Source organism: Streptomyces sp. NPDC001315, from assembly GCF_042896175.1.
Taxonomy (GTDB): domain Bacteria; phylum Actinomycetota; class Actinomycetes; order Streptomycetales; family Streptomycetaceae; genus Streptomyces.
In genome coordinates, this window is record NZ_JBIAWZ010000007.1 from 357,805 (window position 1) to 381,915 (window position 24,111).

The following is a 24,111-nucleotide window of genomic DNA, read 5'->3' on the forward strand; positions in this document are numbered from 1 at the left end:
TCAGCCTCCCCAGATGTCATAGAGCCGCACCTCGAGGACGGCGAGGACGACACCGCCGGCCGCGACCGTCACCGAACCCCATCGCGTCCGCTCGGCCAGGGACATGAACCCCGCGGCCGGGATGCAGGCGAACGCGCCCAGCAGATACGCCACGAAGATGGCCGTCCCCTGCTCCGCGTTCTCGCCCCGCGCCAACTGCACGATCCCGACCACCAGCTGAATCACGGCCAGCAGCGAGACCACGGCCATCCCGATGAAGTGCCAGTCCTTCGTCGGCTGGTCACGATAGGCCGCCCACCCGCACCAGGCGGCAAGCAGCAGCGCGGCGACACCGGTCACCAGCGTCAGGGCATCAAGCATGCAGCGACCCTATTACGCCCCAAAAAGGCCGCCGCGTCCGGCCCCGGCCGCGGCCACCGGATCCGGCCCGCCCCGATGACGTACAGCAGCATCCACGCCCGGACGACCGCCGCCCGTCCCCCGTCCGACAACCTCCGACGGCGCCGTAGGGTCTAGACCATGACGATCCACGCGCAAGCCCTCCTCTTCGACAACGACGGCACCCTTGTCTCCTCCCTCGCCTCCGTGCAGCGCTGCTGGACTCGGTGGGCCCGGGAGTACGGGATCACCGCCGAGGACTTCGCCGGGGTCGCGTTGCACGGGCGGCCCGCCGTGGAGATAGCCGCCGACCTGCTGCCCGCCGACGTCGTGCCGGAGGCCGTCGCGCGGATCGAGCTGCTTGAGGTGGAGGACGTGCCGAACGGTGGTGTGGAGCTGCTGCCCGGGACCAGGGACTTCCTCGACTCCCTGCCCGCCGACCGGTGGGCCGTCGTGACCTCCGCCACCCTGCGCCTCGCCGAGGCCCGGCTCGACGCCGTCGGCATCCTGCCGAAGACGCTCATCGCCGCCGACGACATCACGCGCGGCAAGCCCGACCCCGAGCCCTACCTGCTCGCCGCCCACCGCCTGGGTGTCGACCCGGCCCACTGCGTCGTCTTCGAGGACGCCCCCGCCGGGCTCCGGGCCGGCCGCGCCGCCGGCATGACCACCGTGGCATTGGCCACAACCCACCAGGCCCACGAGCTCGACGCCGACCTGGTGGTGGAGGACCTTTCCGCCTTGTCGGCGCTGGTCACCGAGGGCGGAGTGGAGATCTCCGTCCACCGCTGACACCTGTGCGTCGTGGTCCGCCGCTGTCCGGAATACGGACAGCGGCGGACTGTCAGCACCGTACGTCTGGTTTACTGATCGCATGACCACGACGAGCAGCCGCACCCTTGCGACCGAGGCGACCATGACGCCCGGTGCTCGTTGTATGTGTCGAATGTGCGCCTTCTAGAGGGCCCCTGCAGCACCCGAGCCTCGCGCCCCGAAGCGAGACGCCGTGGCATGTCCGTACGACGTGTGTCGTACGTGACCGACGCCGCCCCGCGCACATGTTCTCCCCGGTTCCATCGCCACCGCGAGAACCGTGCTGCGTCCCTGAACGAATGCACCCGTGCCCGGGTACACCCACGCCCGCGCACTCGACAGTGACGGAAACCCCAGTGATCACCACTTCGGGCCTGACGAAGGTCTATCGGGCCAACCGCTCCCGCGGCCGCGAGGTCACCGCACTCGACGGCGTCGATCTCCACGTGCGCGAAGGTGAGGTGTACGGCGTCATCGGCCAGTCCGGCGCCGGCAAGTCCTCGCTCATCCGCTGCGTCAACCTGCTGGAGCGCCCCACCGCCGGCACGGTCACCGTCGATGGACAGGACCTCACCGCCCTCGCCGGACGGGGACCCCGCGCCGGCAAGGAACTCCGCCAGGCACGCAGCCGCATCGGTATGGTCTTCCAGCACTTCAACCTGCTGTCCTCACGGACGGTCCAGGACAACGTCGAGCTGCCGCTGGAAATCCTCGGGAAGTCGGGGAAGGACCGTTCCCGCAAGGCGCTCGAACTGCTCGACCTCGTCGGTCTCGCCGACAAGGCCAAGGCCTTTCCCGCCCAGCTCTCCGGCGGGCAGAAGCAGCGCGTCGGTATCGCCCGCGCCCTCGCCGGCGACCCGAAGGTGCTGCTCTCCGACGAGGCCACCAGCGCCCTCGACCCGGAGACCACCCGCTCGATCCTCCAGCTGCTGCGCGACCTGAACCAGCAGCTGGGCCTGACCGTGCTGCTCATCACCCACGAGATGGACGTCGTGAAGTCGGTCTGCGACTCGGCCGCCCTCATGGAGAACGGCCGCATCGTCGAGTCCGGCACGGTCAGCGAGCTGCTCGCCACCCCGGGCTCCGAACTGGCCTCCGCACTCTTCCCCGTCGCCGGCGAGGCCACCGGCGACGACCGCACCGTCGTCGACGTCACCTTCCACGGCGAGAGTGCCACCCAGCCCGTCATCTCCCAGCTCGCGCGCACCTACAACATCGACATATCGATCCTCGGCGCGGCCATCGACACCGTCGGCGGCCTCCAGGTCGGCCGGATGCGCATCGAACTGCCCGGCCGCTACGAGGACAACGTCGTGCCCATCGGCTTCCTGCGCGAACAGGGACTCCAGATCGACGTGGTCGACAACCGGGTCCAGGCGCCCACCCTGGTGAAGGAAGGTGCCAAGTGACCTGGTCCGAGATGCAGCCCCTGCTGTCCCAGGCGTGTTGGGACACGTTCTACATGGTCGGCTGGTCCACGCTCATCGCCGTCGTCGGCGGCCTCCCGCTCGGCATCCTCCTCGTCCTCACGGACCGGGGCGGACTGCTCCAGAACGTCCTCGCCAACAAGGTCATCGGGCAGGTCGTGAACATCGCCCGCTCGTTGCCGTTCATCATCCTCATGGTCGCGCTGATGAACTTCACGCGCTCGATCACGGGGACGACCATCGGCCGCGAGGCCGCCATCGTGCCGCTCGCCATCGGCGCGATCCCGTTCTTCGCGCGCCTGGTCGAGACGGCCGTCCGCGAAGTGGACGGCGGGCTCGTCGAGGCCGTACAGGCGATGGGCGGCAACACCTGGACGGTCGTGCGCAAGGTCCTCGTGCCGGAGTCGCTGCCGTCCCTCATCTCCAGCACCACGACCACGATCGTCGCCCTCATCGGCTACTCCGCGATGGCCGGCACGGTCGGTGCGGGCGGCCTCGGTGACATCGCCATCCGCTACGGCTACCAGCGCTTCGAGACCGACCTGATGTGGATCACCGTGGCGATCCTCGCCGTCGTCATCTCGCTCATCCAGTTCGCCGGCGACTACGCGGCCCGTTCCCTGCACCGGCGCGGCGGACAGGCCGGCCCCGCGCCCCGGCTCCGCCTGCTCAAGGCCAAGGAGCCCGCGGCCGCCGAGGTCGGCAAGGTCGCCTGAACTCCCGCCCCTGAACCTCACCCCTGGACTCCCCGTTCACCCATGACGGGGTCGCACCACCCATAAGGAAAGGCACTTTTCGTGCGTAACACCGTCAAGATCACCACCACCGTCCTCGCCGCCGGAGCCCTCACCCTCGGGCTCACCGCCTGCGGTTCGGACAAGGACTCCGCTTCCTCCGCCTCCGACTACAGCGGACCGCTGGTCGTCGCCGCGAGCCCGACCCCGCACGCCGAGATCCTCGACTACGTCAAGGACAACCTGGCGAAGAAGGCGGGCCTCGACCTGGAGGTCAAGGAGTTCACGGACTACGTCACGCCGAACACGGCGACGGAGGACGGCTCCGTGGGTGCCAACTACTTCCAGAACCAGCCGTACCTCGACGACTTCAACAAGAAGAACGGCACCCACATCGTGCCCGTCGTCACGGTGCACCTGGAGCCGCTCGGCCTCTACTCCCACAAGTTCAAGAGCGCCGACGACCTGAAGAGCGGTGCGACCGTCGCCGTCCCGAACGACACCGTCAACGAGGCCCGCGCCCTCAAGCTGCTCGCCGCCAACGGGCTCATCACCCTCAAGGACGGCGTCGGCACCGAGGCGACCCCCGCCGACATCACCAAGAACCCCAAGAACCTCAAGTTCAAGGAGCTGGAGGCGGCCCAGACCCCGCGCTCCCTGGACGACGTGGACGCCGCGGTCATCAACGGCAACTACGCCATCGAGGCCGACCTGAAGCCCGCGAAGGACGCCCTCGTCCTGGAGTCCGCCAAGGACAACCCCTACGGCAACTTCCTCGCCGTGAAGAAGGGCAACGAGAAGGACCCGCGCGTGCAGAAGCTCGCCAAGCTCCTCACCTCCGCAGAGGTCAAGAAGTTCATCCAGGACAAGTACGACGGTTCGGTCATCGCCTCGTTCTAGGACGGGTTGCCGCACGACGGGGTCCACTCCTCGACGGGAGTCGACCCCGTCGTGCGGTTCCGTGCCGTCATGCTGCATGCTGGGCAGTTCAGCAGGACCTGACGACTCGAAGGTTACGGAGCGGCGCATGACGAGCACCTTCCCCAACATCTCCATCAGCACGGAGCGGTTGGTGCTGCGTCCCCTCGACGAGGACGACATCCCCGCCCTGGCCGAGATGATGAACGACGAGCAGGTCGCGGCCTGGACGAACGTGCCCCAGCCCTTCACGCAGGACGCCGCCCGCACCTGGATCACCGAGTACGCCCCCACCCAGCGCGTCGCGGGACGGGGCCTCGACCTCGCCGTCACCGAGTTCCTCACCCAGCGCCTGGTCGGCATCATCCAGCTGGGCAAGACCAACTGGCACGTCCGGTCCACCGAGCTGTCGTACATCGTCGCCTCCTGGGCACGCGGCGAGGGCTACGCGTCCGAGGCAGCGCTCGCCACCGCCCAATGGCTCTTCACGGACCAGAAGTTCGAGCGCATCGAGCTGCGCACGGCGGCCGACAACACGGCCTCGCAGCAGGTCGCCCAGAAGATCGGCTGCATCAGCGAGGGCGTCCTGCGCAACGCCTGTATAGCGCGCACTCGCGCCGAGGACGGCACCTGGGTCGACGTGCGCACCGACTTCATCGTCTGGAGTCTGCTGCCCGAGGACCTGGAGGGCGCGGGGGAGCAGCTGTCCGACAGCGGCAGTTTCACGTCGTACACCGCCTACACCGACTGGAACTGAACCGGCAGCCCTCGACCAGGTACCCTCACGGAGCCCCCTGCGGGCTGTCCCCCTGACGACCTGCGCGAGACCCCTGGAGACTGACGACGATGGCCGACCGGGTCACGGTGATCGGCTGGGACGGCTCGCCGCTGACCACCGCGGCACGCGCAGCCCTGGGTGCCGCCACACTCGTGGCCGGCGCCGCCCACCACCTGGCGCTGCCCGAGGTCCCGCCCGGCGCCGAACGCGTCCGGCTGGGCAGCGTCGACCTCGCCGCCCGCCGTATCACCGGCCACCGCGGCACCGCGGTCGTGCTCGCCGACGGCGACCCCGGCTTCTTCGGCGTCGTACGGACCCTGCGCGCGCCCGACTTCGGGCTCGAGGTCGAGGTCGTCCCCGCCGTCTCCTCCGTGGCCGCCGCATTCGCCCGGGCCGGAATGCCCTGGGACGACGCCCAGGTGGTCGTCGCACACCGCCGCACCCTGCGACGCGCGGTGAATGTGTGCCGCGCCCACACCAAGGTCGCGGTCCTCACCTCACCCGGCGCCGGCCCCGCGGAACTCGGCCTCCTCCTGGAGGGCGTCCACCGCACCTTCGTGATCTGCGAGGAACTGGGCACCGAACGCGAACAGGTCTCCGTCGTCACCTCCGACAAGGCCGCCGACCACACCTGGCGCGACCCGAACGTCGTCATCGTCCTCGGCGGACCCGTGAGCGCGAGCCACGGCGGCGGCTGGATCGCCGGCCGCGACCCGGCCGCCGGACCGCGCGGCTGGACCCTGCCCCCCGAGGCCTACGACGGGCCGCTCGGCGAGGGCGAGACGGATCTGCTCCGGGCCGCCCAACTCGCCCGGCTCGGCCCGCGGGTCGGCGACCTCGTGTGGGACATCGGCTGTGGCGGCGGCGCCTTCGCCACCGAGGCCGCCCGGGCCGGCGCCGCCGTGATCGCCGTGGACCGGGACCCGCGGGCCTGCGGCCGCACCGACGCGGCCGCGCGCCGCCACGGCGTCCAGCTCCAGATCGTCCACGGCACCGCCCCGCACGTCCTGGAGCGCCTCCCCGAACCGGACGTCGTCCGGGTCGCCGGCGGGGGAGCGGCCGTGGTCTCCGCGGTCGCCGACCGCCGGCCGCAGCGCATCGTCACGCACGCGGCGAACCGCGACGCGGCCGAAGTCATCGGCCGGGACCTGACGGAGCACGGTTACCACGTCGAGTGCGCCCTCCTCCAGTCCGTCGAACTCGACACCCGGGCCTGGACGGAGACGGAGCGGAGCGTCGCGTTCCTGCTCAGCGGGGTTCTCCCCGATCGCGCCCCGTGATCCTGTTGTCGTACCGCGCGCGGTAGGCTGGCCGATCGTTGTACCTCACCCGGTGGCCCGGAGCTTCGTTCGTCAATGTCCGGAAAACCTGCCCGTTTTGGGGTGAGTGTGGTACGGCAGAACCGGAGGACGCGCAACGTGGCGCAGTCCACAGCGGGCTGGCGCGGATCAAGCTGTCGCGACGGCGGAACGGCCGGGACAATGCCACCTAATGGCTTTGTCGCCTTTTACGGTCGGCTCGTTCGTGCCGCTGGGCATGCACGCTCGTTCTTCACTGCGGGGGCGGTCGGTGCGCCGTTCCCGGTGAGCTGGTCGTAGAGGCACTAACCGATGGGCGAGGGGTACGCATGACCGACACCGGCCAGATCCCGGGCGAGGGGCTGCCGGAGAACGCAGGCATGGTGGAGCAGCCGGGCGTCGCCGCGCCGGGTGCGTACACCTACCTCTCCGAAACCACCGCCGAGGACGAAGACCTGTTGCTACTGCCGGGCGCCCAGAGCGCCTGGGGCAACGAAGTGGCTCCGCCGGTGCCCGAACCGGTCGTCGAGGCCGTCCACGAACCGGGCCCGCACGAGCTGGCCGGCCGTGACAGCGGCTCGGTCGACCTCAGCGGCGTCCGCCTGCCCAACCCGACGCCTCCTTCGACGCCGTCCCAGCCCCGCAGGCCTCTGCACCTCGGCCCGCCGATCCCCGACGCCTCCGCCAGCCCGGTCCGCTCCCTCGCCGACCGCGGCCCCGCGGGCGCGCCCGTACGGCAGCAGGGCCCGTCGACCACCGGCCCCGAGTACCTCGACGTCCAGCAGCTGCGCGAGACGCCTCCGCAGGGCGCCGCGCCCTGGGGCGCACCGACCGCGGCGCAGCCGCCGGTGGGCCTCGGGGCGACCCCCGCGGAAACGGTTGTTCCGCCTGTGGAGCAGCAGCCGGAGCCGGTCGGCGCCGCCCAGGCCGTCATGGCCCGCATCGCCACGGAGGCGGTCGCCGCGACGGCCCAGGTGCCGCCGCAGGCGCAGGACGGCGGCTACGCGGTCGCCCCCGCACCGTCCGGTCCGGTCGCCGCGCCCGCGTTCGCCGCGGAGGCGGCTGAGCCCGTGGGCGCGGCGCACGGCGAGGATGCGGGAGAGGTGCCCGCCGCCGTGCACGACCCCGGCGCCGGTTCCGCCGAGGACGAGGGGCATGCTCTCGGCGCTGCGGCGGCAGCGGCGGCTGCGGGCGCCGACGGCCGGGTTCCTGGCCCTGAGGCGGCTGGGGAGTCCGAGTCCGGTCGGGTTCAGGGGCCTGAAGCGGTCGTGGAGGCCGGTCAGGTCCAAGGGCCCGCCGTGTGGAGGGAAGCCGGTCAGGGTCCCGGTCCTGGTGCGGTGACGGAGACCGGTCAGATCCCCGGTCCTGCAGCCGTGACGGAGACCGGTCAGACCCCCGGCCCTGTAGCGGCCGCGGAGGCCGGCCAGGTCCCCGGCCCCGAACCGGTCGCGGACGCGGACCAGGCCCACGGGGCGGTTGCGGCTGCGGATGCCGCCCTCGTCCCAGCCCCCGAGCCCGTCTCGGAGGCCGCGCAGGACGCCGGTGCCGTGATTGCCGTAGACGCTGCGCAGGTGCTCGGTAGCGCAGCGGTCGTAGACGCTGCGCAGGGTCCCGGTGCCGCAGTGGCCGTAGAGGATGAGCAGGCCACCGGCACCGCCGTGGTGGTGGATGCTGCGCAGGCTCCTGGTGCCGCAGAGCAGGCTCCCGCGCCGTCCGACGTACCGGTTGCCGACCAGGCCGCGGAGGCCGTCGCCCCGTCGGCGGAGGCGCACGCGCCCGAGACCGTGCAGGCTCCCGAACCCGCGCCCGCCGCACCGGCCGAGGTCACGCCTGGGAGCCCGCAGGGCACCGAAGCGGTGGCTGTCGCGCAGAGCGCCCAGGTCGCCGAGGCCGTGGCACCCGAATACGCAGGGCCCGAGGCCCCGCAGGTCCAGGAACCGGCCGTCCCCGAGGCCGCCGCACCCCAGCCCGCTCAGGCTCCCGAAACGGTCGAGCCTGCCCCCGGGCCGGAAGCCATGGCGTTCGCGCCCGTGCCGTCGGCCCTGGACGCCGCGCGGCCTCCGCACCCCGCGGACGAGAGCCCGGCTCCCGCCGAGGACGTCGCCGCGTCTGCCGAGGAGTCGCCCGAGTCCGCGGACACCGACCAGGTCACGGGGCCGGAGCAGACGCCGCAGGAGGCGCAGCCCCCGGCCCGGCCGGCCCCCGTGGCCGCCGACGCCCAGGACGAGGTCCAGCCTCCGGCCGCGGACGTACCCGGCACGATCCCCCTGGAGCCACAGCCGGACCGGCCCATGGGCGAGTTCGTGCCGGTCGAGGGCCAGGTGCCGACCACCCCGCACCTCGCCCCGACTCCGCCGCACCCCATCGTCCTCCCCGCGCAGGCACCGGAACCGCAGGCACCCCACGCACCGGAACCCGTCGCGATGGTCCCCGCCCCCCGAGAGGCCGACCCCGCTCCCGTCCCGGCCCCCCCGGACCCGGAGCCCGACCCCGACGTCGTACAGCAAGCGGAGGACCTGGACACCAGGGCCGCCGAACAGGAAGACCAGGAAGAAGAGAGCACGGCCGCAGTGGAAGAAGCACGAGAGTCCACCGGCCCGGCGGCCCCCGGCTACGACGACGCGGAGCGCGAGGCCGTCCTGAGGGTGATGCGCGAGCGCCGCGACATCCGCAACGGCTTCCGCAGCGACCCGATCCCGCACGAGGTGCTGCTGCGCGTGCTGGAGGCGGCCCACACGGCCCCGTCGGTGGGTCACTCGCAGCCCTGGGACTTCGTCGTCATCCGTTCGGCAGAGACGCGCCGCACGATGCACGAGCTGGCCATGCGTCAGCGCGACGCGTACGCCAAGTCGCTGCCCAAGGGGCGGGCGAAGCAGTTCAAGGAACTGAAGATCGAGGCGATCCTCGACACCCCCGTGAACATCGTCGTCACCGCCGACCCGACCCGCGGCGGCCGCCACACCCTCGGCAGGCACACCCAGCCGCAGATGGCCCCGTACTCCTCCGCGCTCGCGGTGGAGAACCTCTGGCTCGCCGCCCGCGCCGAGGGCCTCGGTGTCGGCTGGGTCAGCTTCTTCGACGAGCGCGAGATGGTCCGCGCCCTCGGCCTGCCCGACCACCTGGAGGTCGTCGCCTACCTGTGCGTCGGGTACGTCGACGAGTTCCCGGACGAGCCCGAGCTGATGCAGGCGGGCTGGTCCAAGCGCCGTCCGCTGTCCTGGGTCGTGCACGAGGAGACGTACGGCCGCCGCGCGCTGCCCGGCGAGGACCCGCACGACCTGCTCGCCGAGACCGTCGCCGGGATCCGCCCGCTGGACGCCAAGGCGCTCGGCGAGGCCTGGGAGCGGCAGAAGCGCATGACGAAGCCGGCGGGTGCGCTCGGCATGCTGGAGATCATCTCCGCCCAACTGTCCGGCCTGTCCCGGCAGTGCCCGCCGCCGATCCCGGAGCCCGCGGCCGTCGCGATCTTCGCGGGCGACCACGGCGTGCACGCCCAGGGCGTCACGCCCTGGCCGCAGGAGGTCACGGCCCAGATGGTGGCCAACTTCCTGGGCGGGGGAGCGGTCTGCAACGCCTTCGCAGGACAGGTGGGCGCCGAGGTCTGCGTCGTCGACGTGGGCGTCGCCGCCGACCTTCCGGCCACGCCGGGTCTGCTGCCGCGCAAGGTCCGCGCGGGCACGTCCGACATGACCACCGGCCCCGCGATGACCCGCGAGGAGGCCAAGCAGGCCATCGAGGTGGGCATCGAGACCGCCCGCGACCTGGTGGCGGCCGGCAACAAGGCGCTGCTCACGGGCGAGATGGGCATCGCCAACACCACGGCGTCGGCCGCGCTCATCTCGGTCTTCACGGGCGTAGACCCCGCCGAGGTCACCGGCCGGGGCACCGGCATCAACGACGAGACCCTGGCCCGCAAGACCGAGGTCGTCCGCCGCGCCCTGGAACTCCACCAGCCGGATCCGGCCGATCCCATCGGCGTCCTCGCGGCCATCGGCGGCTTCGAACACGCGGCGATGGTCGGCCTCCTCCTGGGCGGCGCCTCCCTGCGCACCCCGGTGATCCTGGACGGCGTCAGCGCGGGCGCCGCCGCCCTGGTCGCCCGCGCGATCGCCCCCGAGGTCCTCGCGGCCTGCATCGCGGGCCACCGCAGCGCAGAGCCGGGCCACGTGGCGGCCCTCAACAAGCTTGGCCTGCGCCCCCTGGTCGACCTCGACCTGCGCCTCGGCGAGGGCACGGGCGCCCTGCTCGCCCTCCCGCTGGTGCAGAGCACGGCGCGAGCGATGCACGAGGTGGCGACGTTCGACTCGGCGGGCGTCACGGAGAAGTAGCCAGGAACGCGTCACCGAGAAGTAGCCGAGCACAAGGACGGGGGTGGGGTGGCCAGGCGCTCCGTCGCCTGCCCCCGCCCCCGCCGTACGCTGAACCCACGTCTAAAATCCGCACGTCAGGGCCGCTCCAGAGCCGTAGCGCCCATCGCACCGCCAGGACGAGGAGCCGCCCCTCATGGCCGAACACCCCGCCTACCCCGTAGGCCTCCGTCTCACCGGCCGCCGAGTGGTCGTCCTCGGTGGCGGGCAGGTCGCCCAGCGTCGCCTTCCGGCGCTGATCGCGGCGGGCGCCGACATCCTCCTGGTGTCCCCCGAGGCGACCCCCTCCGTCGAGGCCATGGCGGACGCGGGCGAGATCACCTGGGAGAAGCGCCCCTACGCCGACGGCGACCTCGCGCACGCCTGGTACGCCCTGATCGCCACCAGCGACCCCGAGGCGAACACGCGCGCCTCCGCCGAGGCGGAGGCGCACCGCGTCTGGTGCGTCCGCTCCGACGACGCCGACGCGGCGACCGCCTGGACCCCGGCCACCGGCCACAGCGAGGGCGTCACGGTGGCCGTACTCACCACGGACGCGCGCGGCCGCGACCCCCGGCACACCGCAGCCATCCGCGACGCGGTCGTGGAGGGCCTGCGCGACGGCACCCTCGTCGCCCCGCACCACCGCACCCGTACCCCGGGCGTCTCCCTCGTCGGCGGCGGCCCCGGCGACCCGGACCTGATCACGGTCCGCGGTCGCCGTCTGCTCGCCGAGGCGGACGTCGTCATCGCCGACCGCCTCGGCCCGCGCGACCTGCTGGCCGAACTCCCGCCGCACGTCGAGGTGATCGACGCGGCGAAGATCCCGTACGGGCGCTACATGGCCCAGGAGGCCATCAACAACGCGCTGATCGAGCACGCCAAGCAGGGCAAGTCCGTCGTACGGCTGAAGGGCGGCGACCCGTACGTCTTCGGACGTGGCATGGAGGAGCTCCAGGCGCTCGCCGAGGCCGGCATCACGTGCACGGTCGTGCCGGGCATCTCCAGCTCGATCTCGGTGCCGGGCGCGGCCGGCATCCCGGTCACCCACCGCGGTGTCGCACACGAGTTCACGGTGGTCAGCGGCCATGTCGCCCCTGACGACGAGCGCTCCCTGGTCGACTGGCCGTCGCTCGCGAAACTGACCGGCACGCTCGTCGTCCTCATGGGCGTCGACAAGATCGGGAAGATCGCCGAGACGCTCGTCGCGCACGGCAAGTCGCCGGACACGCCCGTCGCCCTGGTCCAGGAGGGTACGACGGCGGCCCAGCGGCGCGTCGACGCGACCCTCGCGACCGTCGCCGAGACCGCACGCGCCGAGGACGTGAAGCCCCCGGCCGTCATCGTCATCGGCGAAGTCGTCGCCGTGGGCCCGCGGACATCCGCGTAACCCCGGGTAACACAACCCGTTCCGAGCCGTTGGCACCACACCCAGGACAAGGCAGTATCACCCTGTGGCCGATCTCATCACCGTTGAGGACCCCGCCGACCCGCGCCTGCGCGACTACACGGGCCTGACCGACGTCGAGCTGCGCCGCAAGCGCGAGCCCGCCGAGGGCCTGTTCATCGCCGAGGGCGAGAAGGTCATCCGCCGGGCCAAGGACGCCGGGTACGAGATGCGCTCGATGCTGCTGTCCGCCAAGTGGGTCGACGTCATGCGCGACGTCATCGACGAACTCCCGGCCCCCGTCTACGCGGTCAGCCCGGAGCTCGCCGAACAGGTCACCGGCTACCACGTGCACCGCGGCGCGCTCGCCTCCATGCAGCGCAAACCGCTGCCGACGGCGGCCGAACTCCTGCGGTCCGCCCGCCGGGTGGCGGTCATGGAGTCGGTCAACGACCACACCAACATCGGCGCGATCTTCCGCTCGGCGGCCGCCCTCGGCATGGACGCGGTCCTGCTCTCCCCGGACTGCGCCGACCCCCTCTACCGCCGCTCCGTCAAGGTCTCGATGGGCGCGGTCTTCTCCGTCCCGTACGCCCGTCTCGACACCTGGCCCAAGGGCCTCGACTCGGTCCGCGAGGCCGGCTTCACGCTCCTCGCGCTCACCCCCGACGAGAAGGCCAAATCCCTCGACGAGGCCGCTCCGCACAGGATGGACCGGGTGGCCCTGATGCTCGGCGCGGAGGGCGACGGCCTGTCCACCCAGGCCCTGGTCGCCGCCGACGAATGGGTCCGCATCCCCATGGCCCACGGCGTCGACTCCCTCAATGTGGGAGCGGCGGCCGCGGTGGCGTTCTACGCGGTGGCGACGGGCCGCCCGCAGTCCTGAACGGCCGGGGCCGCCCGCGTCACTCCGGGCTGTCCGCCCGGAGGGTCGACTCGTACCGCTGCTTCATCAGTTGGCCGACCAACCACTCCCGCGGCTGTTGCTCCGTCGCCGACCGCCGTACGACGTCGCCGTCGCCCCCGAGCCCGCGCGCCGATCCCTGGCAGCCCTGCACCACGCCGATGCCGAGCGCGACGAGCAGCGTCACCACGATGAACACGAACAGCCGCTGACGGAGCAGGCGCGGATTGGCCGGCCGTCGGCCGGCCCCGGTGGTCCGGGGCGCGGGACGACCCGCACCGCTGCGTCCCGGCGTACGGCTGCCGCTGCCGGACCGGGTCGTGTTGCGCGAGGCCGGGGTGGGCCGCGCTCCGGACCGGCCCGACGTGCTGCCGCTCCGCGAGGCACTGCCTCCGCGGGACGGGGTGCCGCCACCCCTGACGGCCGGAGCCGGACCGCGCGAGGGGGCGGCTCCCCGGGGCGGCGGAGTCCCCTGCGTGCCCGGCTGCCCCGGCGGTCGCCGCCCGGCAGCGCGCTGCTGCTCCGGGTAAGTGGGCTCGGGGAGCCGCCCGGTGGGCCGGTCCGCCTCGGCAGAGCGCGGCGCGGGCGGACGTCCGTCGACCATCCCCTGGGCCTCTCGGGCCGCGATCTCCTTGAGGCGCAGCGACAGTTCGAGCGTGCTGGGCCGGTCCTCGGGGGCCTTCGCGAGGCACGCGCGCACCAGCGGAGCCAGCGCATCGGGCACGGCGTGCAGATGCGCCTCCTCGTGCACCACGCGGTACAGCATCACCTCGGAACTGCCGTGTCCGAAGGGCGAGTCGGCCGTGGAGGCGTAAGCGAGCGTGGCGCCCAGCGAGAACACGTCCGTCGCCGGGGTGACGGCGGCTCCGCGCACCTGCTCCGGGGCGAGGAAGCCGGGGGAGCCGACCGCGGTGCCGACGTGTGTGAGCGTGGAGGCACCGGTCGCCCAGGCGATGCCGAAGTCGATGATCCGCGGCCCCTTCGGGGACAGCAGGATGTTGGACGGCTTCAGGTCCCGGTGCACGACCCCGGCTTCGTGCACGGCGACCAGGCCCTCCGACAGGGCGGCGCCGATCGCGGCGGCCTCGGCCGCACCCAGCGGCCCCTCGTCGGCGACCTTGTCGTGCAGGGAGGGCCCGGGCACGTACTGCGTGGCGAACCAGGGACGATCCGCGTCCAGGTCCGCCGCGACCAGTCGCGCCGTGCACCCCCCGCGAATCCGTCGCGCCGCCGAGACCTCACGCGCGAACCGTGAGCGAAACTCCTGATCCTCCGCCAGATCAGGCCGGATCACCTTGAGCGCGACCCGCTGCCCCTTCTTGTCGGAGCCCAGGTAGACAACGCCCATCCCGCCCGCGCCGAGGCGTCTGTGAAGCCTGAACGAGCCGACGACGCGCGGGTCCTCGCGCCTCAGGCGCATCATCGCCATGTTCATCCCCGCTGCCCGGTCCGTGTGACGTGGCACAGCTTACGTTTCCACAGCCGCCCGCGCGCAGAGGCCGCGCCCTCTCGGCCCGATGGATTGTCAGTGCCGGGTGGGAGAATTGAAGAGTGGTCAGGGAGCGTGCGGACAGTACGGCCTTGTACTGACCGTCCCCCCAACGACCCGTCAGTGAAGGGGGATTGAGCCCGTGAAGGGTGACCGCGTGGAGATAGTCGTGGACGCCGGCGACACGACACGGACGTACGAGGTGGTGGCGAGCAGAGCGGGCCGCCGGGTGGAGACGGCGGTGCGCCGGGGCGTGGTGGAAGTGAGCGAAGTCACCCGCAACGGCTCGGTTGTCCGCACCGCCCGGTTCATGGCGAACCGGGTCCTGGCTCTGGTCGAACAGCCGGTACCTCGTGAAGACAGCTCGGAAAAGCCGGCGCACACCGGACGGCCCCTCCGGGAAGACCCCGATTCCTAGGACCTCGTCTCCACCCAGGGGAGTACTCCGCAGGTCACGGCTCATCCTCGGGGAGGCCCGCCAATCGGTACGAGGGCATGACGCCCGGCGGGCGCCGTCCGCCTAGATTTGAAGTCAAGCGGCGGGTGCAGCACTCGTCCCCCGAGGTCAGACACCCGCCGCTGCCAATGACAACTGAGACGGTCAGGAGAGGGACCATGGCCTACACGGCACCGCGGGCACTGATCCGCACCCAGGGACGCACCAGGCGCCCCCGCCGTGCGGGCCGCCGCCACCCCCTGGTGGCGACACTCATGGCCCTTCCCCTGGCGGCCCTTCTCCTCCTCGTCTTCGACGGCTGGGAGACAGTGGCCACACAGGCGTCGTCCGTGGGAGTGATGCTGGGGCGCTGAGCGGCGACCCCAGGCCCGGAAGAGCGGTCCGGGCGGGGACATCCACCCATGAAACCCCGTGGGGACGGGGGTGCGGCGGACGGCACAAAATGCCGGCGCAGCTGGGGAGCTGCGCCGGCATTGTCTTTCCTTCGTGCCGACCGGGGAGCTGCGGGCAGCCGTGCCGCCCGGAGCGGCGCCCGTCCCGCAGAAGGGCGGCACTCCGCAAGCGCCGGGTCGCGCGACTCACCCCTCGGCCCCGACCCCGCGCACCCGGCAACCCCGGGCCACCACACCCACGTAGGCTCAGGCATAAACCCCCAGGGGAGCTCCGTGACCACGAACCCGCTGCTGCCCACCCTGACCGCGAAGGTCGGAACAGCGGCCCACCCGAACGGCACCCCCTGCACCTGCGGCGCCCCAGTGACCCTCGCCGACCGCCCCGACGCCACCGTCGTCCGCCATGCCGACACCGTCGCCAAGGCCCACGCCCCGGACACCGCCCCCACCGAACTGGCCCGCCGCCTCACCGTCGCCGCCGGCCTGCCGGACGTCCTGCTGCCTCCCCTGGACCCGAGCCCGACGCCGGTCGACGGCCGGCTCGTGACCCTCTGGCCGTACGGCGCCCCCGTCGACCCGGACGACCCCGACGCCGCCCCCTGGGAAGCCGCCGCCACCCTCCTCGCCCGCCTCCACCGGAGTCCCGCCCCGCCCGGACTGCCCCCCATGCGCGGCCCCGTCAAAGCGGCCCGCGCCCTCGCCCTCCTCCGCGCCGCGGGCACCCCGCACCCGGCCGTACCCCCCGTCCTCCAGGCTTGGTCCCTCCTCCCCGCCTGGGCCCGCGCCGAGGCTCCCATGCCCGACGGCACCACCCTCTGTCACGGCGACCTCCACCTCGGCCAGCTCGTACGCCACCCCGCCCCGGGCGGCCCCTGGAAGCTGATCGACGTCGACGACCTCGGGGTGGGCGTCCCGGCCTGGGACCTGGCCCGCCCGGCGGCCTGGTACGCCTGCGGACTGCTCCCGCCCGACGAGTGGACCCGCTTCCTGACCGCCTACCGGGCGGCGGGCGGTCCCGCCGTCCCCGCGGACGGCGACCCGTGGCCCGCCCTGGACGTCGCGGCCCGCGCCCTCACCGCGCAGAGCGCCGCCCGGGCCGTCGTCAAGGCGATCGCCGCGGACCGCTCTCTGGACGAGGTGGAGTTGTCCCTTGTCGACGCATGTGCCCGAATGGGTCCGATCCCCCCGGAGTTGGCCCGCGATTTCGCGAAGTAGGGTGCAACCGACCGCAGCCGGACAGAGTCTGTCCTGGCGAAACGCTAAGCAGGACCGACCAGCGAGGAGTTGAGCCGACCGTGCAGTGTCCGAAGTGCCATGCGCCGATGCACACGTACAACCGTAACGGTGTCCAGATAGAGCAGTGCAGTGGCTGCCGAGGGATCTTCCTCGACTACGGCGAGCTGGAGGCGCTGACCCGTCTGGAGTCCCAGTGGTCCCAGCCCGCCCCGCCGCCGCCCGCCGCCCCGCAGGCGTACCCCGCCGCGCCGCAGGCGCCCGCCTGGGGCGCCCCGCACGGCGGCGGCCACCATGGTGGGCACTACGGCGGACACCACCGCCACAAGAGCTTCGGCCACATGCTGTTCTCGTCCTGAGACGACGAAGCCCCCGGCCGTACGAGACGGCCGGGGGCTTCGGTGTGTGGACGATACTGGGATTGAACCAGTGACCTCTTCCGTGTCAGGGAAGCGCTCTCCCGCTGAGCTAATCGTCCTCGGGACCACGATCACTCCGGAGAGCCGATCATGGGCACTGCGTGCGCGATACTGGGATTGAACCAGTGACCTCTTCCGTGTCAGGGAAGCGCTCTCCCGCTGAGCTAATCGCGCGGGGATCCTTGCGGATCAAGACCCTTGCGGGCCAGTGGACGATACTGGGATTGAACCAGTGACCTCTTCCGTGTCAGGGAAGCGCTCTCCCGCTGAGCTAATCGTCCTTGGAGGTGGAGACGGGATTTGAACCCGTGTAGACGGCTTTGCAGGCCGTTGCCTCGCCTCTCGGCCACTCCACCAGGAGTGTAGGGGATCGGGAAGACCCCTAGTTCCTTCGAGCGGACGACGAGGCTCGAACTCGCGACCTCAACCTTGGCAAGGTTGCGCTCTACCAACTGAGCTACGTCCGCTTGTCGTTTCGGTCCGCTCTCGCGTCCCGGCGACGTGTTGAACTCTAGCGGATTCCCGGGCCAGCACAAAAACGCGTTTGCGCAGCGTGCTGCCCTGCGTCCACCTGCGGACCTGCTCCGGCCCCCCGCGGGGACACGGCCGGGCCACCCGCAGGCCACCCACCTAGACTCGACAACGTGCTCGACCTCCCTCCCCTCGCCCGCTTCGGCGACCGCGTCGCCACCGGACTGCTCGATGTCACCAGCGACCCCGCGGCACTCGACTCCACCGGCTTCTGGGCTGTCTGCGCGGACTTCGAGGGGCGTCTGACCTGTGCCCGCTTCGCGGACGTGAGGGAGGAGCCGGTGCCCGCCCCGGTGCCGGGGGCGTGGCACGGACCGGCGGTCACGGACTGGACGTCCTCTCTCGACCGTGCCGCGTACACGGCCGCCGTCCGGCGCATCCGCGAGCACATCGCGGCCGGCGAGGTGTACCAGGCGAACCTCTGCCGCGTGCTGTCCGCGCGTGTCGGGCCGGACGCCGACGTGGCCGCCCTCACCGCGCTGCTCGCCCGCGGCAACCCGGCGCCGTACGCAGGAACGATCCGGCTGCCCCGGCACGGCGTGGAGATCGCCACGGCCTCGCCCGAGCTGTTCCTGCGCCGCGCCGGCCGCGTGGTCGAGTCCGGCCCGATCAAGGGCACCGGGCGCACCGAGGCGGACCTCCTGGAGAAGGACTACGCCGAGAACGTGATGATCGTGGACCTGGTCCGCAACGACATCGGGCGCGTCTGCGCCACTGGCAGCGTCACCGTCCCCGACCTGTGCGCCGTCGAGAAGCACCCCGGTCTGGTCCACCTCGTCTCCACGGTCCGCGGCGAGCTGCGCTCCGGGTCCGGCTGGCCGGAACTGCTCGCCGCCGCCTTCCCGCCCGGCTCGGTCACCGGCGCCCCCAAGTCCAGCGCCCTGCGGATCATCTCCGCCCTGGAGACGGCGCCGCGCGGCCCGTACTGCGGCGGAATCGGCTGGGTCGACGCCGACCGCGGCGAGGGCGAGCTGGCCGTCGGCATCCGCACCTTCTGGATCGACCGCGCCGAGGGCGCCCTGCGCTTCGGCACCGGCGCCGGCATCACCTGGGGATCCGACCCCGAGGGGGAGTGGCGGGAGACCGAACTGAAGGCGTCCCGGCTGCTCGCGGTAGCGTCAGGAACCTACGAGGCGAGCGAGGGCGAGTGAGATGGAGAGGCACTGAAGTGCTGTGTCCATCCGGGGGGCACCCCCGGACCCCCGGCCGCAAAGACTCGTCCGACGACGTACCAGGCACGATCCCGCGAGGTGAAGACCAGTGAAGCTTTGGCTCGACGGCGGGCTGCAGGACATCGACTCCGCCCGCGTCTCCGTCTTCGACCACGGCCTGACCGTGGGCGACGGCATCTTCGAGACGGTGAAGGCGGTGGACGGGAAGCCGTTCGCGCTGACCCGGCACCTCGACCGGCTGACCCGTTCCGCGCGTGGCCTGGGCCTGCCCGACCCCGACCTCGACGAGGTCCGCCGCGCCTGCGCCGCCGTCATCGAGGCCAACCCGATGCCGCTCGGCCGACTGCGCATCACGTACACCGGCGGCCACGGCCCCCTGGGGTCCGACCGCGGCGAGCACGGCCCGACCCTCGTCGTCGCGCTCGGCGAGACCGGCCGCCGCGCCGACTCCACCGCAGCGATCACGGTCCCCTGGACCCGTAACGAACGCGGCGCGCTCACCGGTCTGAAGACCACCTCGTACGCCGAGAACGTCGTCGCCCTGGCCCGCGCCCACCAGCACGGCGCGTCCGAGGCGCTGTTCCCCAACACGGTCGGACAGCTCTGCGAGGGCACGGGATCCAACGTCTTCGTCGTCCTCGACGGCGAGATCCACACCCCGTCGGTCGCCTCCGGCTGCCTCGCGGGCATCACGCGCGCTTTGACCGTCGAGTGGACGGGTGCCAAGGAGACCGACCTGCCGCTGGACGTCCTGGAGCGGGCGGAGGAGGTCTTCCTCACCTCCACGTTGCGGGACGTGCAGGCCGTGCACCGCGTCGACGAGCGCGAACTCCCCGGCGCGCCGGGCCCGGTGACCGCCAAGGCCATGCGGATCTTCGACGAGCGGTCCGGGGACGACCTCGATCCGTAAGACCAGGGAAAAATGGGCTGACGGGGTCCGCCACGGCGGGTAGAACTCCCCTGATGACCACGACTCTGCGGCCGACCGAGCCGCTTCAGCGCAATGTCGACGGGACGCGTTCGCGCCGCTTCCAGGTGTGCGTGAACAGCCGTCCTGTCGGCGCGATACACCTCGGCACCTCCCCCTCTTTCGGGCCTTCGGTGGCCCGTGTCCTGGAGCTGCGCATCGAGGAACCGGACCGCCGTCGCGGCCGGGGCACGGTGGCCGCGCTCGCCGCGGAGGAGGTGGCGCGCGGCTGGGGGTGCCGCCAGATCGAGGTGAGCGTGCCCGCAGAAGCCGAGGCTGCGCTGCGGCTCGGCGAGGCGCTCGGCTACATGCCCCGCAGCCGCGGCATGGAGAAGCAGCTCGGTGACACCCCGCCCGTCCTGCCGGCCGGCAGCCGGGGACGCCAGATGACCCAGGCCGAGTTCGAGGTGTGGCTCGCGCACGAGTCGGAGGTGTACGCGCGCACCTGGATCGAGCGGGGTGTACCGGAGGCCGAGGCGTACGCGAAGTCGAGCCGCGACCACGAGACGCTGCTGCCGCAGGGGCTCACTACCGAGAACATGCTGTTCAGCGTGGTCGAGCATGAGGGGACTCGGGTGGGCACCCTGTGGGTGGCCCTGCGCGAGGAGGGTGCCTACGTGTTCGACGTCGAGGCCTACGCGGCCCACCGCGGACACGGACACGGCCGTACGCTCATGCTGCTGGCCGAGGCCCAGACGATCGCCACCGGCAGACGTGTCCTCGGCCTCAACGTCTTCGCGGGCAACACGCCGGCCGAGCGGCTCTACGAGTCACTCGGCTACGGGACGACGCGGTACTCCCTGTACAAGGCGCTGCTCTAGGAGCCGGTCAGGCCCCCTGCTCGGCCAGCAGCCGGTCCGCGATCTCCTCGATGCGCTCGCGCAGCCCCGCCTGGCTCTTGCCGCCGTCCAGGCGCTCGCCGCCGATGACGTAGGTGGGGGTGCCGGTCACGCCGATGGCCTTGCCCTCGGCCTGGTCGGCGTCGACCATCAGGATGTGGCGGCCGTCGATGAGCGCGGTGTCGAACTCCTCGGCGTCCAGACCGAGTTCCCCGGCCACCTCGACCAGGAAGGGTTCTCCCTTACGGTCCAGCTCCTCGACCCGGCTCAGCACCGCTTCCACGTACGGCCACCCCTGCCCCTGCTCCACGGCCTCCTCGGCGGCCTGTGCCGCGGCGAAGGCGTGCTGGTGCTTCTCCAGCGGGAAGTGCCGCAGCCGCAGCTCCAGCCGGTCGCCGTAGCGCTCGCGCAGGGCGCGGAGGTCGTCGAGGGCGCTGCGGCAGTCCGGGCACTGCAGTTCGCACCACACGTCGAGTACGGCAGCGGGGGCGGCGGGACGTTCGGAGGAGGAGTCGCTCATGCCTTCAGTCTCCCAGCCCGGCGGCGGCGACCCCAACCGGGACTGTCCGGGCCGTCCGGGCCGTTCGAGACTGTCCGGGCCGTCCGAGCCGTCCGAGACTCTCCGGGCCGTCCGGGCCGCTCGCGGCCGCGACCGGTACCTGCGCAGGAGCCGACCCGGAGATGTCCCTGATGTCGGGCCGGAGCATGGCCCGGCGGGGCCCGGGAGGTGCAGGATGGAGGGGACGAAGTGCCCCCTGCCCGATCGAGTTCTGCCTGGAGGACCGGATGATTGCCGAGACCGTCTGTTCCGCCGTCTCCGCGGCAGGCCTGGGCATCGCGGTGGTCACGGCCTACCGCAAGCGATTCCTCGCTGCCGCTCGAATCGCCGCCTACTCCCTCATTCCCATCGGCCTGGTGATGACGGGTGCCGTCGGCTGGGTCGCCGACACCGCCTTCAGCCCCACGGCCTGGGCGGGCTTCGGTGTGCTCGGCGCGGCCTGGGCGCTGTTCGCGACCACGCGCGCCGTGGAACGCCACCGTGGCGGCGGCCGCAAGCAACAACGCAAGGAGGCCCGGTCGGCAGAGCGCGAGGCAGTGGCGCCGACGGCCTCGGCGCCCTCACTGGGACCGGGTACCCGTCCGGCCGCCCGGCCCGCGACGACGCCCCGCAAGGGCTCCGCGGACGACTTCAGCGACATCGAGGCCATCCTGAAGAAGCACGGCATATGACACTGAAGAGGCACGGCGTGTGACGAGCCGCCCCGCAGGCTGAAACGACACAGAAGGTCCGCGCCGGTCCGAAAGCGATCACGCTCTGCGCACCGCATGATCATGCCCTGAACCGGACTTCACGGAATCCGGCGAACTCCCGCTCTTTACGGGCGTGTTGATCGCGTGAGTGGGGTCGGCTGCGTCATCATCGCCGCGAGATGCTGGACACGAAACAGAGCGATGCCGCGCCGCCGCAGGAAGAGCCGCGCGGATGCCTCTTCGCCCTTTCCCAGCCACCGCTGATGATCTTCCTTGCGGTGATCGGGTGTCTGCTGCTCATGGCTTCGTTGCACGACCTGCTGATGCTGTGAGCCGTACCCGCGTTCCCCGGCGCCACCCGCCGGGGACCGCGTCGCACCTCCGCAGTCTCGACGGACCTCAGCCCGCCGCTTCCTTGCGTCGCGCCCGGTACGCGGCCACATGCAGTCGGTTGCCGCAGGTACGGCTGTCGCAGTACCGCCGGGAACGGTTGCGGGACTGGTCGACGAAGGCACGCCGGCAGTCCGGTGCCTCACAGCGCCGCAGCCGCTCCTCCTCCCCGGCCACCACGAAGAAAGCCAGCGCCATCCCGCAGTCGGCCGCCAGGTGGTCGGCGACGGAGGCGCCGGGGGCGAAGTAGTGCACGTGCCAGTCATAGCCGTCGTGGTCCGTGAGCCGGGGCGTGGTGCCCGCGGCCGCGACCAGCTCGTTGATCATTCCGGCAGCCGTCCGGGCGTCCGGGGCCGCGAAGATTCCCGCGAACCGTCCGCGGATCCTGCGCACTGCCGACAGATCGAACTCCGACAGCACCCCGACATCGCTGATCTTGTGCTTTCGTACGAAATCCGCGAGGGCCGGGACGTCCGCCAGCCCGTCCGGGGTCGTCTCGTCCTCCGGTGCGGTGTTCACCAGATCCACCACGGCATCGAGGGCACACCGGGTGTCGTGGGTGATCAGCACGTTTCGCTCCCTGGCCTGGGGGTCGGGCGGGCGCCCGCCGATGCTGGCCGATGGTAGTGGCTCCCACGCTCCCTGCGGCGGCCGCGCACCCGGCCCACGCTCGCCGATGGAACGACACCGGCCCGGCCGGTGTTCCCGGGCCGCGTGTGCCGGCGGCCGGGCAGACGTCGGTCACGGCCCGCGCACGCATGGCGACGCGCGCACGCCGATGCCGTCACCGTGGGGGAGGACCCCACGGTGACGGCATCGGCGCATACGGTGTGCGGGTGTCGTGGCCCGAGCCGTCTCCCCGAGTTGGACGGCGCCGGGCGGCTCTGTGACGGCCTCGACCTAACTTTCCGCCAGGATGTGTGAGAGCTCCTGATCCAGATCGAAGTGCCTGTGCTCGGTGCCGGGCGGCACCGCCGCATCAGTCCGCTTCAGGAACGACTCCAGGGCCCGCGCCGGGGCCTCGAGCAGGGCCTCGCCCTCCGGAGAGCTCAGGGCGATGCACACGACGCCCTGACCGTGACTGCGCGACGGCCAGACGCGGACGTCGCCGGTGCCCGTGGGACGGTGAAGCCCCTCGGCGAGGAGGTCGCGGGCGAACACCCACTCGACGGTCTCCTCGGCTCCGGTGTGGAAGGTGGCGTGCACGGCGTAGGGGTCGGCCGTGTCGTACCGCAGGCCTGCGGGGACAGGCAGGGAGGACTCGCTCGACACAACGAGGCGCAGGTGCAGCTCGCAGCTGACCGTGGTGTTCATAAGCGCCAGGGCCTTTCGCTCAGTGTGCGCTCGGGGATTCGCACGTCGGCGAAATCGACATGCCACCTACGGTGCCGTTGTAAACCCCTCTGAGTGTTTTGCGTGCCTTTACGTAACTCTTCCGGCCGAGAACCCGTTCGCGAGCTACGACCATTCCGGTGACTGGTTTCCCTCGGGTAGTGTTTGGTCGTATGAACACGGGGAGTAACGAGCCGGGCGAGGTTGCCGTGGTATCGGACGGGACGAAGTCGAGCGGGAAGTCGGGCGAGGCGAAAACGGAGGAGCACGGCCAGGGGCTCGGCTCCAAGGCGCCGGAGTTCGTCAAGGCACGCCGCATGCTGCATCTGAGCTGGCAGGTGGGCGTCTTCGTGATCGGGCTGGCGGTCGTGGTCCTCGGCATCGTCATGCTGCCGCTGCCCGGCCCGGGCTGGGTCGTGATCTTCGGTGGCATGGCGATCTGGGCGACCGAGTTCGTATGGGCCCAGCTGGTGCTCCGGTGGACCAAACGCAAGGTCACCGAGGCGGCCCAAAAGGCGCTCGATCCCAAGGTGCGGCGACGCAACATCACGTTGACAGTGATCGGCCTGGCGATCGTGGCGGTCCTTGTCGGGATCTATGTCTGGAAGTTCGGCGTCGTGATGCCCTGGAAGATCAAGGATCAGTGACCCGGGGCG

The 24,111-nt window shown here is 71.8% G+C and carries 24 protein-coding genes and 5 tRNA genes; 19 read left to right on the forward strand and 10 right to left on the reverse strand.

All coding sequences use genetic code 11. The features are described from left to right. The gene (locus tag ACFY16_RS22350) at window positions 1-360 is read right to left on the reverse strand and encodes a hypothetical protein (protein ID WP_390648900.1); all 360 of its coding nucleotides are present in this window, start codon (window positions 358-360) and stop codon (window positions 1-3) included. Between the two features lie 159 nt (window positions 361-519). Here ACFY16_RS22350 and ACFY16_RS22355 point away from each other — a divergent pair, with 159 nt between their 5' ends. The 9 genes from ACFY16_RS22355 to ACFY16_RS22395 all read left to right on the forward strand — a co-directional run bounded on the left by ACFY16_RS22355 (window position 520) and on the right by ACFY16_RS22395 (window position 12,965). After that, window positions 520-1,170, forward strand: coding sequence for an HAD family hydrolase (locus ACFY16_RS22355; RefSeq protein ID WP_390648901.1), 651 nt, complete (start codon window positions 520-522; stop codon window positions 1,168-1,170). A gap of 377 nt (window positions 1,171-1,547) precedes the next feature. Continuing rightward, window positions 1,548-2,600, forward strand: coding sequence for a methionine ABC transporter ATP-binding protein (locus ACFY16_RS22360; RefSeq protein WP_390648902.1), 1,053 nt, complete (start codon window positions 1,548-1,550; stop codon window positions 2,598-2,600). Next, window positions 2,597-3,334 carry a methionine ABC transporter permease gene (locus ACFY16_RS22365; RefSeq protein WP_390648903.1) on the forward strand — a complete coding sequence of 246 codons (738 nt, stop codon included), beginning with the start codon at window positions 2,597-2,599 and terminating at the stop codon, window positions 3,332-3,334. Before ACFY16_RS22360 ends, ACFY16_RS22365 begins: the two co-directional genes overlap by 4 nt. 81 nt (window positions 3,335-3,415) lie before the next feature. Next, window positions 3,416-4,252 carry a MetQ/NlpA family ABC transporter substrate-binding protein gene (locus ACFY16_RS22370; RefSeq protein WP_390648904.1) on the forward strand — a complete coding sequence of 279 codons (837 nt, stop codon included), beginning with the start codon at window positions 3,416-3,418 and terminating at the stop codon, window positions 4,250-4,252. Between the two features lie 127 nt (window positions 4,253-4,379). After that, window positions 4,380-5,027 carry a GNAT family N-acetyltransferase gene (locus ACFY16_RS22375; protein ID WP_390648905.1) on the forward strand — a complete coding sequence of 216 codons (648 nt, stop codon included), beginning with the start codon at window positions 4,380-4,382 and terminating at the stop codon, window positions 5,025-5,027. 89 nt (window positions 5,028-5,116) lie between these two features. Next, window positions 5,117-6,328, forward strand: coding sequence for a precorrin-6y C5,15-methyltransferase (decarboxylating) subunit CbiE (gene cbiE, locus ACFY16_RS22380; RefSeq protein ID WP_390648906.1), 1,212 nt, complete (start codon window positions 5,117-5,119; stop codon window positions 6,326-6,328). 347 nt (window positions 6,329-6,675) lie between these two features. Further along, window positions 6,676-10,674, forward strand: coding sequence for a nicotinate-nucleotide--dimethylbenzimidazole phosphoribosyltransferase (gene cobT, locus ACFY16_RS22385; protein ID WP_390648907.1), 3,999 nt, complete (start codon window positions 6,676-6,678; stop codon window positions 10,672-10,674). A gap of 175 nt (window positions 10,675-10,849) precedes the next feature. Continuing rightward, a complete protein-coding gene (cobA, locus tag ACFY16_RS22390) occupies window positions 10,850-12,082 on the forward strand; it encodes a uroporphyrinogen-III C-methyltransferase (RefSeq protein ID WP_390648908.1) in 1,233 nt (410 codons plus the stop codon). A gap of 64 nt (window positions 12,083-12,146) precedes the next feature. Beyond that, window positions 12,147-12,965, forward strand: coding sequence for a TrmH family RNA methyltransferase (locus ACFY16_RS22395; RefSeq protein WP_390648909.1), 819 nt, complete (start codon window positions 12,147-12,149; stop codon window positions 12,963-12,965). 19 nt (window positions 12,966-12,984) lie between these two features. Here the strand turns inward: ACFY16_RS22395 and ACFY16_RS22400 are convergent, their stop codons facing one another. Beyond that, complete coding sequence (locus tag ACFY16_RS22400) at window positions 12,985-14,418, reverse strand: protein kinase (RefSeq protein WP_390648961.1); 1,434 nt, start codon at window positions 14,416-14,418, stop codon at window positions 12,985-12,987. 196 nt (window positions 14,419-14,614) lie between these two features. On the opposite strand from ACFY16_RS22400, the gene ACFY16_RS22405 reads away from it, so the two are divergent. The 4 genes from ACFY16_RS22405 to ACFY16_RS22420 all read left to right on the forward strand — a co-directional run bounded on the left by ACFY16_RS22405 (window position 14,615) and on the right by ACFY16_RS22420 (window position 16,913). After that, window positions 14,615-14,890, forward strand: a complete 276-nt coding sequence (locus tag ACFY16_RS22405) for a hypothetical protein (RefSeq protein ID WP_390648910.1) — start codon at window positions 14,615-14,617, stop codon at window positions 14,888-14,890. A 197-nt stretch (window positions 14,891-15,087) separates the two neighbouring features. Continuing rightward, window positions 15,088-15,282, forward strand: coding sequence for a hypothetical protein (locus ACFY16_RS22410; protein WP_390648911.1), 195 nt, complete (start codon window positions 15,088-15,090; stop codon window positions 15,280-15,282). 312 nt (window positions 15,283-15,594) lie between these two features. Next, window positions 15,595-16,536, forward strand: coding sequence for a phosphotransferase family protein (locus ACFY16_RS22415; protein ID WP_390648912.1), 942 nt, complete (start codon window positions 15,595-15,597; stop codon window positions 16,534-16,536). An 80-nt stretch (window positions 16,537-16,616) separates the two neighbouring features. Next, window positions 16,617-16,913 (forward strand): zf-TFIIB domain-containing protein, encoded by a 297-nt coding sequence (locus tag ACFY16_RS22420; protein WP_390648913.1) that lies wholly within the window; start codon window positions 16,617-16,619, stop codon window positions 16,911-16,913. Window positions 16,914-16,960: 47 nt separating this feature from the next. Here the strand turns inward: ACFY16_RS22420 and ACFY16_RS22425 are convergent. The 5 genes from ACFY16_RS22425 to ACFY16_RS22445 form a co-directional block, all read right to left on the reverse strand. Next, a tRNA-Val gene (locus tag ACFY16_RS22425) sits at window positions 16,961-17,032 on the reverse strand. Between the two features lie 43 nt (window positions 17,033-17,075). Then, window positions 17,076-17,147: transfer RNA gene (locus tag ACFY16_RS22430), tRNA-Val, on the reverse strand. Window positions 17,148-17,182: 35 nt separating this feature from the next. After that, a tRNA-Val gene (locus ACFY16_RS22435) sits at window positions 17,183-17,254 on the reverse strand. A gap of 1 nt (window position 17,255) precedes the next feature. After that, a tRNA-Cys gene (locus ACFY16_RS22440) sits at window positions 17,256-17,329 on the reverse strand. Between the two features lie 38 nt (window positions 17,330-17,367). Then, window positions 17,368-17,440 (reverse strand) — tRNA-Gly (locus ACFY16_RS22445). Between the two features lie 177 nt (window positions 17,441-17,617). Between ACFY16_RS22445 and ACFY16_RS22450 the strand changes: the two genes are divergently transcribed. From ACFY16_RS22450 to ACFY16_RS22460, 3 genes are all read left to right on the forward strand, one after another. Continuing rightward, the gene (locus ACFY16_RS22450) at window positions 17,618-18,655 is read left to right on the forward strand and encodes a chorismate-binding protein (RefSeq protein ID WP_390648914.1); all 1,038 of its coding nucleotides are present in this window, start codon (window positions 17,618-17,620) and stop codon (window positions 18,653-18,655) included. Between the two features lie 109 nt (window positions 18,656-18,764). Continuing rightward, window positions 18,765-19,586 carry an aminotransferase class IV gene (locus ACFY16_RS22455; protein WP_390648915.1) on the forward strand — a complete coding sequence of 274 codons (822 nt, stop codon included), beginning with the start codon at window positions 18,765-18,767 and terminating at the stop codon, window positions 19,584-19,586. 53 nt (window positions 19,587-19,639) lie between these two features. Next, window positions 19,640-20,464: a GNAT family N-acetyltransferase gene (locus ACFY16_RS22460; RefSeq protein ID WP_390648916.1), complete on the forward strand. Its 825-nt coding sequence runs from the start codon at window positions 19,640-19,642 to the stop codon at window positions 20,462-20,464. A 7-nt stretch (window positions 20,465-20,471) separates the two neighbouring features. Here the strand turns inward: ACFY16_RS22460 and ACFY16_RS22465 are convergent, their stop codons facing one another. After that, window positions 20,472-21,002 carry a DsbA family protein gene (locus ACFY16_RS22465; protein WP_390648917.1) on the reverse strand — a complete coding sequence of 177 codons (531 nt, stop codon included), beginning with the start codon at window positions 21,000-21,002 and terminating at the stop codon, window positions 20,472-20,474. Window positions 21,003-21,268: 266 nt separating this feature from the next. Here ACFY16_RS22465 and ACFY16_RS22470 point away from each other — a divergent pair, with 266 nt between their 5' ends. Both ACFY16_RS22470 and ACFY16_RS22475 read left to right on the forward strand, forming a co-directional pair. Next, the gene (locus ACFY16_RS22470) at window positions 21,269-21,712 is read left to right on the forward strand and encodes a hypothetical protein (RefSeq protein WP_390648918.1); all 444 of its coding nucleotides are present in this window, start codon (window positions 21,269-21,271) and stop codon (window positions 21,710-21,712) included. A gap of 200 nt (window positions 21,713-21,912) precedes the next feature. Next, the gene (locus ACFY16_RS22475) at window positions 21,913-22,065 is read left to right on the forward strand and encodes a hypothetical protein (RefSeq protein ID WP_390648919.1); all 153 of its coding nucleotides are present in this window, start codon (window positions 21,913-21,915) and stop codon (window positions 22,063-22,065) included. A gap of 67 nt (window positions 22,066-22,132) precedes the next feature. Here the strand turns inward: ACFY16_RS22475 and ACFY16_RS22480 are convergent, their stop codons facing one another. Then, window positions 22,133-22,693: a CGNR zinc finger domain-containing protein gene (locus ACFY16_RS22480; RefSeq protein WP_390648920.1), complete on the reverse strand. Its 561-nt coding sequence runs from the start codon at window positions 22,691-22,693 to the stop codon at window positions 22,133-22,135. 330 nt (window positions 22,694-23,023) lie between these two features. Further along, window positions 23,024-23,437, reverse strand: coding sequence for an SsgA family sporulation/cell division regulator (locus ACFY16_RS22485; RefSeq protein WP_004002642.1), 414 nt, complete (start codon window positions 23,435-23,437; stop codon window positions 23,024-23,026). A 191-nt stretch (window positions 23,438-23,628) separates the two neighbouring features. On the opposite strand from ACFY16_RS22485, the gene ACFY16_RS22490 reads away from it, so the two are divergent. Continuing rightward, window positions 23,629-24,102, forward strand: a complete 474-nt coding sequence (locus tag ACFY16_RS22490; RefSeq protein WP_390648962.1) for a TIGR02611 family protein — start codon at window positions 23,629-23,631, stop codon at window positions 24,100-24,102. The last annotated feature ends 9 nt before the right edge of the window (window positions 24,103-24,111 follow it).